This is a genomic window from Streptomyces sp. AC555_RSS877 (assembly GCF_019049245.1).
Classification (GTDB): Bacteria; Actinomycetota; Actinomycetes; order Streptomycetales; family Streptomycetaceae; genus Streptomyces.
The window spans coordinates 133867-147547 of sequence record NZ_JAGMUK010000032.1 but is presented as its reverse complement, the minus strand read 5'-3'; the positions used below and the strand labels follow the sequence as shown (position 1 = coordinate 147547).

Below are 13681 nucleotides of genomic sequence, written 5' to 3'. Positions count from 1 at the left end.
GCGTCCGCCTCTCCGAGGAATTCCAGCTCCACCCCGAACAGTCCACCGACGCCATCGTCATCCACCACCCCGAAGCCAAATACTTCAACGCACGCTGAACAACCCTCGCCCTCCGCGGATGAGGGCATGGGCGAAGTTGCGGCATAAGCTCGTGTTCGGGCAACGACGGACGCTGTTGCCCGTTGTTGCCCGGCAGACTGAGAGAGAAGAGTGATCAGGGTGTTTTCGCAGGTCATCGCGATGACCAGGACTGCGGGGTAGGGCTTCAGTGCACATCGTCATCATGGGCTGCGGGCGAGTGGGGTCGGCGCTCGCCCAGAACCTGGAGCAGCAGGGGCACACGGTCGCCGTGATCGACCAGGACCCCACTGCCTTCCGGCGGCTGGGCTCCGGGTTCGGCGGCCGTCGTGTCACCGGAGTCGGCTTCGACCAGGACACCCTGCGCGAGGCGGGCATCGAGGAGGCCGGCGCGTTCGCCGCGGTCTCCAGCGGGGACAACTCGAACATCATCGCCGCGCGCGTCGCCCGCGAGATGTTCGGCATCGAGAACGTCGCGGCGCGTATCTACGACCCCCGGCGTGCCGAGGTCTACCAGCGTCTGGGCATCCCCACCGTCGCGACGGTGCGCTGGACGGCCGACCAGATGCTGCGCCGGCTGCTGCCCTCGGGCGCCGAGCCGCTGTGGCGCGACCCCACCGGCGGCGTCCAGTTGGCCGAGGTCCACACCGCCTCGTCCTGGGTGGGCCAGCGGATCAGCCGTCTCCAGGAGGAGACCGGGGTGCGCGTGGCGTTCCTGACCAGGCTCGGCGAAGCGATTCTGCCGAGTTCGCAGACGGTGTTGCAGGATGGCGACCTGGTGCACGTGATGATGCGCACCGACGAGGTCGACAAGGTCGAGGCGGCGTTCGCCAAGGGTCCCGAAGAGGAAGGCGGTCACTGATGAGGGTCGCCATTGCCGGTGCCGGCGCGGTCGGCCGCTCGATCGCGGCCGAGCTGCTGGAGAACGGCCACGAGGTCCTGCTGATCGACAAGGCTCCGACGGCCATCTCCGTCGAGCGCGTCCCGCAGGCGGAGTGGCTGCTGGCCGACGCCTGCGAGATCACGTCCCTGGACGAGGCGGCGCTCCAGCGCTGCAACGTCGTGATCGCCGCGACCGGCGACGACAAGGTCAACCTGGTCGTCTCGCTGCTGGCGAAGACGGAGTACGGCGTTCCGCGTGTCGTCGCCCGGGTGAACAACCCGAAGAACGAGTGGCTGTTCAACGAGTCCTGGGGCGTGGACGTCGCCGTCTCCACCCCACGGCTGATGTCGGCCCTGGTCGAGGAGGCGGTGAGCGTCGGCGACCTGGTCCGTCTGCTCCGCTTCAGCCACGGCGACGCCAACCTGGTGGAGCTGACCCTCCCGGAGGAGTCGGCTCTGGCCGGCACTCAGGTCGGCGATGTCGAGTGGCCGCAGGACACGTCCCTGGTGACGATCATCCGCGGCACCCGCGTCCTCACCCCGACCAGGGACGACTCCCTGGAGGCGGGCGACGAGCTCCTCTTCGTGGCCGCCCCGGCCCGCGAGGAGCAGCTGGAGGACTTGCTGTCGGTGCGCCGGGAGGAAGCACCGGGCTGATTGCCTCGGACCTTGCGACGGCGAAGGGCGCGCGGAACTCTCCGGGCGCCCTTCGCCGTCGTACGGAGTCGATGTACGGAGTCGTCGTACGGGCTCCTACACCTCGCGGCGGTGACGGGCGGCCGTCGCCTCGCCGTGCTCCTCCGCCCGGGCGGCCTTGCGTTCCTTCTCTGCGCGCTCCTCCGCCTCCATCTCGGCGAAGACGTCGATGGGGGCCGGCGCCTTCGCCAGGAAGACCCAGGTCAGATACACGGCCAGCAGGAACGGCGGGATCTTCAGGGCGATCAGGACCCAGCCGAGCTGGGTCGTGTCGGCCCACCAGTACAGCGGGAAGAGGATCGCGCACTTGGCGAGCAGGATCAGGCCCCAGGCGTAGCTGGCCTTGGCGTACGCCTTCTTGCGGCCCGGGTTGCGGGTGCGCCAGGAGAGGTTCTCCTTGAAGACGGGGCCGAGGATCAGACCGATCAGCGGGACGCCGCAGAGGGTCGTGATGATGTAGGCGAGCCCCAGGCCCAGCGTGTAGAGCATGCCGGGGAGGTAGAAGTCCTTGGCGTTGCCGGTCATCATCGCGAAGACGACACCGAAGGCGACGCCGAAGACACCGCTGAAGGCGTGCTTGACGGTGTCCTTCATGACCAGCCGGACCACGACCAGGGCGAGCGACACGGCCAGGGCCGCGATGGCCGACCAGTGCAGGTCCTTGTTGATCGTGAAGATGGTGACGAAGAGAAGGCCCGGCAGCACCGTCTCGACCATGCCCCGCACGCCGCCGAAGGCTTCGAACAGCGCGGCCTCGGTCACCGCCCGGGCATCCCCCGCAGTGTCTTCGGTGTCTTCGGTCGGCTTGTCGAGCGACGTCACCGGCTACTCCCGTCCGAGGGGTCTCAGTTCGTATTTCGGGTTGAACAGCACCCGGCGGCCCCGGCTCATCGAGATCCGGCCCGATGCGATCAGTCTGCGCCCCGGCTCTATCCCCACTATGGAGCGTCTGCCGAGCCACACCACGTCCAGCGCGGCGGAGCCGTCGAACAGCTCGGCCTCGAGCGCCGGGACGCCCGCGCGCGGGCGCAGGGTGACCGTGCGCAAGGTACCAGTAACGGTGACGACCTGGCGGTCGTGACAGTCACCGATGCGCGTGCAGCCGGCGGTCGCGGCGTCCTCGCGCAGCTCCTCGGACTCCAGGTCCTCCTGCGACGAGGAGAGCCGGCCGAGCATGCGCCGGAACCGGCCCACCGGCTTCTCGGAACGAGGAACAGCACTCATATGTGAAGCGTACCGGGGCCCACCGACAGCTACGTACCCCCGGTACTAGTGTCCTGCGCCGTTAATTCGTCGTTAGTTCTTGGCAGTCCGGCGCTGCCGACTCGGTCGAGTACTCGCAGGCCGGGGCCGGACGGGCGGCCGACCAGCCCGGCAGGGCAAGGCGCGAATCTGCCGACGGACTTCGGGCGCAGCACACTAGCGCTCGAACCGGTACCCCATCCCCGGCTCGGTGACGAAGTGCTTCGGATGCGACGGGTCCGCTTCCAGCTTGCGCCTGAGCTGGGCCATGTAGACCCGCAGGTAGTTCGTCTCCGTCCCGTACGACGGCCCCCACACCTCCTGGAGCAGCTGTTTCTGACCGACCAGGCGGCCGGTGTTGCGCACCAGCACCTCCAGCAGATGCCACTCCGTGGGTGTCAGCCGTACGTCCTTCCCGTGCCGCTGGACCTTCTTGGCCGCGAGGTCGACGGTGAACTCGTCGGTCTCCACCAGCATGTCGCCCTCGCCACCCCCGGTCGGCTCGGCCCGGCGGACGGCGGCGCGCAGCCGGGCCAGCAGTTCGTCCATGCCGAAGGGCTTGGTGACGTAGTCGTCGGCGCCCGCGTCCAGCGCCTCGACCTTCTCGTCGGAGGAGTGCCGGGCGGACAGCACCAGGATCGGCACGCGGGTCCAGCCGCGCAGGCCCTTGATCACCTCGACGCCGTCCATGTCGGGCAGGCCCAGGTCGAGGACGACCACGTCCGGGTGGCGGGTGGCGGCGAGTTCGAGGGCGGTGGCTCCGTCGTGCGCCGCGTCGACCTCGTACTTGCGCGCCCTGAGGTTGATCACGAGGGCGCGCACGATCTGCGGCTCGTCGTCGATCACCAGCACCCGGGTCATGTGACCTGCCTTTCGGGTCGTACGGGATGAGGCGGCTCCGCGGGGCCGGGTCCCGCCGCCGCCCGGAGGGTGAGCACCATGGTGAGGCCGCCGCCGGGGGTGTCCTCGGCGTTGAGGGTGCCGCCCATCGCCTCGGCGAAACCGCGCGCCACGGCGAGGCCGAGTCCGACGCCTGCGCCGCGGGGGGCGTCGCCGTAGCGCTGGAAGGGCTCGAAGATGCGTTCCTTGGCCTCGTCGGGGACCCCGGGGCCCCGGTCGACCACCCGCACCTCGACCCGTTCGGCGAGGGCGCTGGCGGACACCAGGACGGCTTTGCCGGCCGGGCTGTACTTGACGGCGTTCTCGACCAGGTTGGCCACCGACCGTTCCAGCAGCCCCGGGTCCACGGCCACCATCGGCAGCGTCTCCGGGACGTCCAGTTCGGCACTGCCTTCGGGCACCCCGCCGAGCGCCATCGGCACCACCTCGTCGAGGTCGATCTCCCTGATCAGGGGGGTGATCGTGCCGGTCTGGAGCCGGGACATGTCGAGCAGGTTGCCCACCAGGTGATCGAGCCGGTCGGCGCCCTCCTCGATGCCCGCCAACAGCTCCGCCTGGTCCTCCTCGGACCACGCCACGTCGTCGGACCGCAGCGACGAGACGGCCGCCTTGATGCCGGCCAGTGGCGTACGGAGGTCATGGCTCACGGCGGCCAGCAACGCGGTGCGCATCCGGTTGCCCTCGGCGAGCGTGCGGGACCGGTCGGCCTCCTCCTGGAGGCGCCGCCGGTCCAGGACGACGGCGGCCTGCGCGGCGAAGGCGGCCAGGACCCGTCGGTCCTCGGCGGGCAGGACCCGGCCGGTCAGCGCGAGCGCCATGTGGTCCCCGACCGGCATGTCCACGTCCGCCTCCTCGGGCCGCTCCACCGGCCGCCCGAGGCCGACCCGGCCCGCGCAGGTCCACGGGTCGACGTCGCTCTCCCGTTCCAGCAGGGCGGCCGACTCCATGCCGAAGGTCTCGCGGACCCGTTCCAGGAGCTCTTCGAGGCCGGTCTCGCCCCGCAGCACGTTGCCCGCGAGGAAGGACAGGATCTCCGATTCGGCGCGCAGCCGGGCGGCCTGGTGGGTGCGGCGGGCGGCGAGGTCGACCACGGAGGCCACCGACACACCGACGCCGACGAAGATCGCGATGGCGACGATGTTCTTCGGGTCGGCGATGTTCCAGTGGTGCAGGGGCGGTGTGTAGAAGTAGTTCAGCAGCAGGGAGCCCACCGCCGCCGAGGCCAGCGCGGGCAGCAGTCCGCCGAGCAGGGCCGCCGCCACCACGACCGTCAGGAAGAGCAGCATGTCGTTGGCGAGGCCGAGGTGGACGGTGTTGAGCAGGAGCGCCAGGATCACCGGGCCGGCCACGCCGACCAGCCAGCCCCACAGGATCCGGGCCCGGCCGAGCCGCGCGCCCCGGGCGACCGGCAGGCCGCGGCCCTTGGCGACCTCCTCGTGGGTGACGATGTGCACGTCGAGGTCGGGCCCCGACTCGCGGGCCACGGTCGTCCCGACGCCGGGACCGAAGACGTAGTGCCAGCTCTTGCGGCGCGAGGAGCCGAGGACGATCTGGGTGGCGTTCACCCCGCGGGCGAAGTCCAGCAGCGCGACCGGTATGTCGTCACCCACCACGTGATGGAAGGTCCCGCCCAGGTCCTCGGCCAGGGTCCGCTGCACGGCCAGTTCCTTCGGGGAGGCCGAGGTCAGTCCGTCGCTGCGGGCTATGTAGACCGCCAGCACCTCACCTCCGGCGCCCTTCTCCGCCAGCCGCGCCGCCCGCCTGATCAGCGTCCGGCCTTCCGGACCACCGGTCAGCCCGACCACGATCCGCTCCCGCGAACCCCAGATCTTCGACACCCGGTGATCACTGCGGTACTGCTGCAGGTACGCGTCCACCCGGTCGGCCACCCACAGCAGCGCCAGCTCCCGCAAGGCGGTCAGGTTGCCGGGCCGGAAGTAGTTCGACAGGGCCGCGTCCACCTTGTCGGGCTGGTAGATGTTGCCGTGCGCCATCCGCCGCCGCAGCGCCTGTGGCGACATGTCGACCAGCTCGATCTGGTCCGCCCGCCGCACCACCTCGTCCGGCACCGTCTCTCGCTGCCGCACCCCCGTGATCGCCTCGACCACGTCCCCCAGGGACTCCAGATGCTGAATGTTGACCGTCGAGACCACGTCGATCCCGGCCGCCAGCAGCTCCTCCACGTCCTGGCACCGCTTGGCGTTGCGGGAGCCGGGGACGTTGGTGTGGGCCAGCTCGTCCACCAGGGCGACGGCGGGGGCCCTGCGGAGCACGGCGTCGACGTCCATCTCGGTGAACACGCCGCCGCGGTACTCCAGCTCCCGGCGCGGGATCTGCTCCAGGCCGTGCAGCAGCGCCGCGGTGCGCGGCCGGTCGTGGTGCTCCACGAAGGCCACCACGCAGTCCGTACCGCGCTCGACACGTCGGTGCGCCTCGGACAGCATCGCGTACGTCTTGCCGACGCCCGGTGCCGCACCGAGGTGGATCCGAAGCTTGCCGCGTCCCATGGCCTCACTGTCTTCCGGTCCCTGCTGCCTGCGCAGCGTCGACCCTACGGCCAATAATCGCGACAAACGGGGCCGGGTGCGGCCCGTAGGCCGTCCTTGACGCAACCCTGACGCCACCGGGGACGGCCCGATGCGGTCACCCCTCGACGATCTCCCCGTCGCTCAGTTCCAGCACCCGGTCGGCCAGGTCCAGCAGGTTCGCGTCGTGCGTGGCGACGAGCGCGGTGACCTGCTCGCTGCGTACGACGGCCCGCAGCAGCTCCATCACGGAATGGCCGGTCTCCGCGTCCAACTGGCCGGTCGGCTCGTCGGCGACGAGGAGCGAGGGGCTGTTGGCCAGGGCGCGGGCGATGGCGACCCGCTGCTGCTGGCCGCCGGACAGCTCGCCCGGCCGCTGCCGCGCGTGATCGGCGAGACCGACCAGGGACAGCAGCAGCTCGACGCGCTCCTCCCGCTCGCGCGGGTCGGCCCGGCGCAGCCGCATCGGCACACCGACGTTCTCGGCGGCCGTGAGGATCGGGATCAGCCCGAAGGACTGGAAGACGAATCCGATACGGTCCCGGCGCAGCGCGAGCAGGCCGTCCTCGGCCAGCTCCGCGAGGTCGAGCCCGTCGACGGTGACCCGCCCCTCGTCGGGCAGGTCGAGCCCGCCGACGATGTTGAGGAGCGTGGTCTTGCCGGATCCCGAACGCCCTTTGAGGGCGACGAGTTCGCCGCGCGGCACCTCGAAGGAGACCCCCCGCAGCGCATGCACGACGGCGGCCGACTCGCCGTACGACTTACGGACGTTCTCGACGCGCACCATGGTCTCGGTGACCACCTGAGTCATGCGTCCTCCCCCGTGGACCGGGCGCCAGTATGGCCAACCGGCGCCCGGCAGTTCAACGGTTCAGCCCGGGTCGTCCTCGCGCGCGGGCGTTTCCCGGGACCTGCGGTCCGCGTACCAAAAGGGCCGCACCCCCTGTGCGGGGGTGCGGCCCTTGGCGTGTCTGTCTAGCGGACCTCGGTGATCTCCGGTCCGCGCTGCAACTGGCCCATGCCGCCGGAGAAGCGCGAGGTGCCGTCGTCCTGCTGGACGCCCTCGGGCACCATCTGCGCGTCGTTCGGCAGTTTCAGGACGATGGGGTCGCGGGGCGCCATCGGGCCCTCGCCGCGGACCACGACCGTGTCCCGGAAGATCTGCTCCAGCAGGCCGGCCGCCTGCGGCTGCACCGCGCCCTGGCCGGAGATGACACCGCGCAGGAACCAGCGCGGGCCGTCCACTCCGACGAAGCGCACCACCTGGAAGCCACCCGTGCCGTCCGGCAGCTGCACCGGCACCTGGGCACGCAGCTCCCAGCCCAGCGGACCCTCGACCTCGTCGACGATGCCGCCCTGCTGGGTGATGCCCGAGCCGATCTCCTCGCGTACCTCGCCCCAGATGCCCTCGCGCTTGGGGGCGGCGAAGGCCTGCAACTGGATGGCGCTGTCCCGCAGGACGACGGTCGCCGCGACGATCGCGTCGCCCGCGACCTCCACCCGCAGTTCCATGCCGTCGACGCCCGGCACGAACAGGCCGCCCAGGTCCACGCGGCCCTCGGCCGGGTCACGCACCTCGGAGTCGTCCCACGGCCCGTCGGGCCGCGGCTCCGGCTCCAGCCTCACGCGCGGGCGCCCGCCCTCGTCCTCGTCCTTGTCGTCCGCCTCAGTGTCGACACCGTCGACGACCTGCTCGGGCTCGCCGGCCGCGTCCTCGGCGGCACCCTTCTTCTTGCGACGTCCGAACACGTCACTGTCCTTCCCGGTCGGATACGGCCGAAGCGTATCGATTCCCACCCGTTGCGCCGCCGTCGGCGGCCTGACCGCTTGTGCTGTTCGTGCTGCTTGAGCCGCCCACAGCCGCATGGCCGCCGGTGGACCCGAAGCCCCCCTCGGCCCGAGCCGAGTCGGGAAGCTCCGCGACCTCCTGGTAGCGGACCCTCTCGACCTGCTGGACGACCAGTTGGGCAATCCGGTCGAAGCGCTCGAACCGCACGGACTCGCGCGGGTCGAGATTCACCACGATCACCTTGATCTCCCCACGGTACCCGGCATCAACCGTCCCCGGGGCATTCACGAGAGCGACACCGCAGCGGGCGGCGAGACCGGATCGCGGGTGCACGAAGGCCGCGTACCCCTCCGGCAGCGCCACAGACACTCCCGTGGGCAGCACGGCCCGTTCGCCCGGCGCGAGTTCACAACTCTCGGTGGTGCGCAGATCGGCTCCCGCGTCACCAGGATGTGCGTACGTCGGAAGCGGTACGTCGGGGTCGACGCGCCGGATCGGCACGTTCACGAGGTCACGGCTCACGGGTTCACCTCGAAGGCACGGGCACGACGGACCTGGTCCGGGTCCTCCATGGCCGCGCGGATCTCCTCCTGGCGGCCGTTCTCCACGAAGTGGTCGACCTTCACCTCGATGAAGAGGGCCTCGGCACGGACCGCGACCGGCCCGTCGGGCCCGCCGACGCGTCCGGTGGCGGTCGAGTAGATCTTCCGGCCGGCCACCGCCGTCACCTCGGCCTGCAGATGCAGCGTCGTACCGACCGGCACCGGCCGCACGAAGTCCGTCTCCAGCCGCCCGGTCACCGCGATCGTCCGCAGCAGCCAGTTCAGCGAGCCGAGGGTCTCGTCGAGGGCGGAGGTCAGCACACCACCGTGCGCGAGCCCCGGGGCGCCCTGGTGGGCGGGCTGCACGATGAACTCGGCCGTGATGGTGACGCCCTCGCCGGCCCGTGCCTGGAGGTGCAGCCCGTGCGGCTGCCCGTCGCCACAGCCGAAGCAGTGTTCGTAGTGCGCGCCGAGGAGCTCGCCGGGCGCGGGAGCGTCCGGGTGCCGCACCGGTCGCACGGCGTCGGCGGGAGGCTCAAGAGCTGCGGATGTACGACTCACAGCCGCAGACCTTACCCGCGCGTCGGGCCGTTCCCGACACCGTGCCAAGCTTGGCTTCATGCAGCTCTCCGCCACCCCGTACGAAGAACGTCTCACCGCCCCCCGCACCTGGTGGCTGATCTCCCTTCTGGTCGGGGTCTCGATGGCGTTGATCCTGCTGCCCTTCGGCACGTTGCCGCTGCTCGGCGGCCTGGTCGGCGGGACGGCCGTGGCGGCGGTCGCGGCCAGTGCGTACGGCTCGCTGCGGATCCGTGTGGTGGGCGGTTTCCTGATCGCGGGCGAGGCGAAGATCCCGGTGTCGGCCCTGGGCGAGGCGGAGGTCCTGGACCCGGAGGAGGCCCGCGCCTGGCGCACGTACAAGGCCGACACCCGCGCTTTCCTGCTGCTGCGCGCCTACATCCCCACCGCGCTGCGCGTGGACGTCACCGACCCGGCCGACCCGACGCCGTATCTGTACCTGTCGACACGGGAGCCGGAGCGGCTGGCCGAGGCACTGAAGTCGGCGCGCGCGGCGGTCTAGAGGCCGGCGTAGAACACCCGGGCGGGGCTTCACCCGGCCCCCAGGGAGCGGCCTCGCCGAGGGGCCCAAAATCTTTTTCACCGCAGCGCAAAAACTTCGTCAGGGCCCGATTTCTTTGCGTCCACGCCCGAGCCCCTTCGGAATTTCCCCGATTTTGAGCGGATTCTCGGGGGACTCCAGCGGGGGCAGCACGGGAAGCGCCTCCCAGGGCACCTGGATCCTTCGTAGATCCGCCCGGATCCGGTCCGCGAGTTTTCTGGTGTCCCGGCGGTTCATGACCGCCCCCACGGCCGCGCCGACCATGAACGGCATCAGGTTCGGCAGGTTACGCACCATGCGCTTCATGATCTGCTGCCGCAGCTGCTGTTTCATACGGCTGTTGAGCGCCGAACTCATCGTGGACGGCTTGGTCACTTCGATGCCGCGCTCTCCCGACCAGGAGTCGAGATACGCGGTGCTGCGCTGCTTGAGATTGCCCGGCGGCCGCACGCCGTAGACCTCGTGGAGTTCGGCGATCAGCTTGAGTTCGATCGCGGCGACCCCGGTGATCTCGGCGGCCAGTTCCGTCGGCATGGCGGGCGGCACGGGCAGCATGGCCGCCGCTCCGATGCCCGCTCCGACCGTGGCGGTGGCGCCCGCGGCGCCCGCCACGAGCTTGTCCGCGAGCTCCTCGGGCCCCAGCCCGGGGAACTGCCTGCGAAGCGTCGCGAGGTCCCTTACGGGTATTCGCGGGGCGTTGTCGATGATCCGGTCGGCGAGGTACGCCAAACCCGCCCTGGCCCTGCTGCCGCCCTTGCGGACTCCTTCCCGGGCCTTGTCCCGGATCACCGCGGCCCGCCGCGTGGCGACGGGCGCGGGGGTCACGGCCGGCGCCGGGAGGTCGGTCCGGCCGGCCACCGGTTCGAGCGAGGCCGATCCCTGTTCGGATGAGCCCCGCTCGTCGTCACGCGCGCCGAGCCGCCCTTCGGACGGCTCCTTGTCCGCTCCCGGTAGGTGGAAGCGGCGCTTCCGAGGTGGGGTCGAGCCAGTCACGGCCGACCCGCCCTCAGTCGCAGTCGCGGCAGATCGGCTGACCGTTCTTCTCGCGGGCCAGCTGGCTGCGGTGGTGCACCAGGAAGCAGCTCATGCAGGTGAACTCGTCCTGCTGCTTGGGCAGCACCCGGACGGCCAGCTCTTCGTTCGAGAGGTCCGCTCCGGGCAGTTCGAGGCCTTCGGCGGCCTCGAACTCGTCGACATCCACTGCGGAGGTCGACTTGTCGTTCCGGCGAGCCTTCAGTTCTTCAAGGCTGTCCGAGTCGACGTCGTCGTCGGTCTTGCGTGGGGTGTCGTAGTCGGTTGCCATGTCGCTCTCCCCCTCTGGGTGTCTGCAGTGTCTCCAGCGCACGTAACGCGTGAGAGGCCGGACTTGTGCCCGACCCGAGGCGGAGATTTTGCCTCACATCAAGGTCTGTTACTCAATCGACACCCAACCGGACTCCTCTTGAGTGATCGGGTTGGATGGCGATCGGGACCGTACACGGTCCGAATCCCGCACTTCAAAGGCGTCTCACCGTGTACTTCCCGTGATCAGGACCCCTGAAAACCCGGATTTTCCCGGCTTTCCGACAGTCGCATGATCACTGAGAGTGGATGGCCGGAAATTCTCCCTTGTGATCGATCACACACGGCGATGTCCGGAAGGCGGCCAGAAAATTCCGCGCAAAGCGAACAAGCCCGTGTATCGGATCGTGTGCGGGGGCCATGATCTCAGACGGGAAGGGTCACCCGCATCACCAGTCCACCTCCCTCGCGTGGTTGTGCCGTGATGTGGCCGCCGTGCGCGCGGGCCACGGAACGGACGATGGACAGACCGAGTCCGACGCCCTTGTCGCTTCCCGTGCGCTCCGTACGCAGCCGCCGGAACGGCTCGAAGAGGTTGTCGATCTCGTACGCCGGCACCACCGGGCCCGTGTTGGACACCACGAGCACCGCCTGGCCGTGCTGGATCTCCGTCGTCACCTCGACCCAGCCGCCCTCGGGCACGTTGTACCGCACGGCGTTCTGCACGAGGTTCAGGGCGATCCGCTCCAGCAGCACGCCGTTGCCCTGGACGACCGCGGGTTTCTGCTCGCTGCGGATCACCACGCCCTTGGCCTCGGCCTCGCCGTTCACCTGGTCGACCGCCTGCTCGGCCACCTCGGCGAGGTCCACCGGCTTGCGCTCGACGATCTGGTTGTCGCTGCGGGCGAGCAGCAGCAGCCCCTCGACGAGCTGTTCGCTGCGCTCGTTGGTGGCCAGCAGCGTCTTGCCGAGCTGCTGGAGCTCCATCGGCGCGTTCGGGTCCGACAGGTGCACCTCGAGGAGCGTGCGGTTGATCGCGAGCGGTGTTCTCAGCTCGTGCGAGGCATTGCCGACGAAGCGCTGCTGGGCCGTGAACGCGCGCTGCAGCCGCTCCAGCATGTCGTCGAAGGTGTCCGCGAGCTCCTTCAGCTCGTCGTCCGGGCCGTCCAGCTCGATACGGCGGGACAGGTCCGAGCCCGCCACCGCACGCGCGGTGCGGGTGATCCGGCCGAGCGGCGCCAGGACCCGGCCGGCCATGGCGTAGCCGAAGGCGAAGGCGATGATCGCGAGGCCGAGCAGGGCCAGCAGGGAGCGGCTGAGCAGGTTGTCCAGGGCGTGCTGGCGCTGCTCGTTGACACACTCGCTCATCGCGCTGTTGAACACGTCGGGCGAGGCGCTGGAAGGCAGGTCGCAGACCTGACTGGTGACCTTGCCCTCGGTGATCTTGAAGGGCAGGTCACCGGCGACGTTCAGCGCCTGGGCGGCGAGCAGATAGATGATCGACAGCAGCAGGATGCCGGCGATCAGGAACATCCCGCCGTACAGCAGGGTGAGCCGTATCCGGATGGTGGGGCGCAGCCAGGGGAAGGGCGGCTCCGACCTCCGGGGGTCCCAGGTGGGCTTCGGGGGCGCCTGGGGAGGCGCCGGGGTCGCTGCCACGGCCGGTCAGATCCGGTAGCCGGAGCCGGGGACGGTCACGATGACGGGCGGCTCTCCGAGCTTGCGGCGCAGGGTCATGACGGTGACCCGTACGACGTTGGTGAACGGGTCCGTGTTCTCGTCCCACGCCTTCTCCAGGAGCTGCTCGGCCGAGACGACCGCGCCCTCGCTGCGCATCAGCACCTCCAGAACGGCGAACTCCTTCGGGGCCAGCTGGACTTCCTTGCCGTCGCGGAAGACCTCGCGGCGGTTCGGGTCGAGCTTGATCCCGGCGCGCTCCAGGACGGGGGGCAGGGGCACGCTGGTGCGACGGCCGAGGGCACGCACGCGTGCCGTCAGCTCGCTGAACGCGAAGGGCTTGGGCAGATAGTCGTCGGCGCCGATCTCCAGCCCCTCGACCCGGTCGCTGACGTCGCCGGACGCCGTGAGCATCAGCACCCGGGTGGGCATGCCGAGTTCGACGATCTTGCGGCAGACGTCGTCGCCGTGCACGAGGGGGAGGTCGCGGTCGAGGACGACCACGTCGTAGTCGTTCACGCCGATGCGTTCCAGGGCGGCCGCACCGTCGTACACGACGTCGACGGCCATGGCCTCCCGGCGCAGTCCGGTGGCCACCGCATCGGCGAGCAGTTGCTCGTCCTCGACGACGAGTACGCGCACGTCGCTGTCCTTCCTGTGTCCACCCGCGTAGCGCTTCTGGGGCATGCGGGCAGGGGGTCCGGTGAGTGTGTGGAGCTCCATCCTGCCCTTTTCCGCCATAAGTCGGCTGTAAGGCGGGTGAGCACGGTCTGAAGGACAGGTATGAGGCCGGGGAATGCGGGATTTTCTCGCCCTGTTGAGGTTTCCGTGGAAGGGAGCGGGGGGAGGACGGCTTTACACCCCGCGATCACGCTCTGCATGTGCCGCAGCACCATGCGGCACGCCGCGATCCGCTTTCCGCAGAGCGGGCGTGGGTGTCCGGCACCGT

15 protein-coding genes are annotated in these 13681 nt (G+C 70.1%); 3 read left to right on the top strand and 12 right to left on the bottom strand.

From position 1 onward, the window contains the following. The first annotated feature begins 268 nt into the window (after positions 1-268). Positions 269-940, top strand: coding sequence for a TrkA family potassium uptake protein (locus KUM49_RS15585; protein WP_217237434.1), 672 nt, complete (start codon positions 269-271; stop codon positions 938-940). Beyond that, the gene (locus tag KUM49_RS15580; protein ID WP_217237433.1) at positions 940-1617 is read left to right on the top strand and encodes a TrkA family potassium uptake protein; all 678 of its coding nucleotides are present in this window, start codon (positions 940-942) and stop codon (positions 1615-1617) included. The genes KUM49_RS15585 and KUM49_RS15580 overlap by 1 nt, the downstream gene beginning before the upstream one ends. Positions 1618-1713: 96 nt before the next feature. Here KUM49_RS15580 and KUM49_RS15575 read toward each other — a convergent pair whose 3' ends face one another. The 8 genes from KUM49_RS15575 to KUM49_RS15540 all read right to left on the bottom strand — a co-directional run bounded on the left by KUM49_RS15575 (position 1714) and on the right by KUM49_RS15540 (position 9215). Further along, positions 1714-2478 carry a DUF3159 domain-containing protein gene (locus tag KUM49_RS15575; RefSeq protein WP_217237432.1) on the bottom strand — a complete coding sequence of 255 codons (765 nt, stop codon included), beginning with the start codon at positions 2476-2478 and terminating at the stop codon, positions 1714-1716. Between the two features lie 3 nt (positions 2479-2481). After that, positions 2482-2880: an OB-fold nucleic acid binding domain-containing protein gene (locus tag KUM49_RS15570; protein WP_217237431.1), complete on the bottom strand. Its 399-nt coding sequence runs from the start codon at positions 2878-2880 to the stop codon at positions 2482-2484. 195 nt (positions 2881-3075) lie between these two features. Further along, complete coding sequence (locus tag KUM49_RS15565; RefSeq protein ID WP_217237430.1) at positions 3076-3759, bottom strand: response regulator; 684 nt, start codon at positions 3757-3759, stop codon at positions 3076-3078. Beyond that, positions 3756-6305: a sensor histidine kinase KdpD gene (locus tag KUM49_RS15560; protein WP_217237429.1), complete on the bottom strand. Its 2550-nt coding sequence runs from the start codon at positions 6303-6305 to the stop codon at positions 3756-3758. Before KUM49_RS15560 ends, KUM49_RS15565 begins: the two co-directional genes overlap by 4 nt. A 136-nt stretch (positions 6306-6441) precedes the next feature. Then, entirely contained in the window at positions 6442-7134 is a 693-nt protein-coding gene (locus KUM49_RS15555) for an ABC transporter ATP-binding protein (RefSeq protein ID WP_217237428.1), read from the bottom strand. A 164-nt stretch (positions 7135-7298) separates the two neighbouring features. Then, the gene (locus KUM49_RS15550) at positions 7299-8072 is read right to left on the bottom strand and encodes a DUF3710 domain-containing protein (protein ID WP_217237427.1); all 774 of its coding nucleotides are present in this window, start codon (positions 8070-8072) and stop codon (positions 7299-7301) included. Between the two features lies 1 nt (position 8073). After that, the gene (dut, locus tag KUM49_RS15545) at positions 8074-8634 is read right to left on the bottom strand and encodes a dUTP diphosphatase (protein ID WP_217237426.1); all 561 of its coding nucleotides are present in this window, start codon (positions 8632-8634) and stop codon (positions 8074-8076) included. Continuing rightward, positions 8631-9215, bottom strand: a complete 585-nt coding sequence (locus KUM49_RS15540) for a PaaI family thioesterase (protein WP_217237425.1) — start codon at positions 9213-9215, stop codon at positions 8631-8633. The genes dut and KUM49_RS15540 overlap by 4 nt, the downstream gene beginning before the upstream one ends. A 58-nt stretch (positions 9216-9273) precedes the next feature. Here KUM49_RS15540 and KUM49_RS15535 point away from each other — a divergent pair, with 58 nt between their 5' ends. Then, positions 9274-9735, top strand: coding sequence for a DUF3093 domain-containing protein (locus KUM49_RS15535; RefSeq protein ID WP_217237424.1), 462 nt, complete (start codon positions 9274-9276; stop codon positions 9733-9735). Positions 9736-9834: 99 nt separating this feature from the next. Here KUM49_RS15535 and KUM49_RS15530 read toward each other — a convergent pair whose 3' ends face one another. The 4 genes from KUM49_RS15530 to KUM49_RS15515 all read right to left on the bottom strand — a co-directional run bounded on the left by KUM49_RS15530 (position 9835) and on the right by KUM49_RS15515 (position 13374). Further along, positions 9835-10767, bottom strand: coding sequence for a hypothetical protein (locus KUM49_RS15530; protein WP_217237423.1), 933 nt, complete (start codon positions 10765-10767; stop codon positions 9835-9837). Positions 10768-10780: 13 nt separating this feature from the next. Next, positions 10781-11077: a DUF4193 domain-containing protein gene (locus KUM49_RS15525; protein ID WP_005481602.1), complete on the bottom strand. Its 297-nt coding sequence runs from the start codon at positions 11075-11077 to the stop codon at positions 10781-10783. A 404-nt stretch (positions 11078-11481) separates the two neighbouring features. Further along, positions 11482-12714 (bottom strand): HAMP domain-containing sensor histidine kinase, encoded by a 1233-nt coding sequence (locus KUM49_RS15520; protein ID WP_217237422.1) that lies wholly within the window; start codon positions 12712-12714, stop codon positions 11482-11484. A gap of 6 nt (positions 12715-12720) precedes the next feature. Next, entirely contained in the window at positions 12721-13374 is a 654-nt protein-coding gene (locus KUM49_RS15515) for a response regulator transcription factor (protein WP_007385219.1), read from the bottom strand. Between the last annotated feature and the right edge of the window lie 307 nt (positions 13375-13681).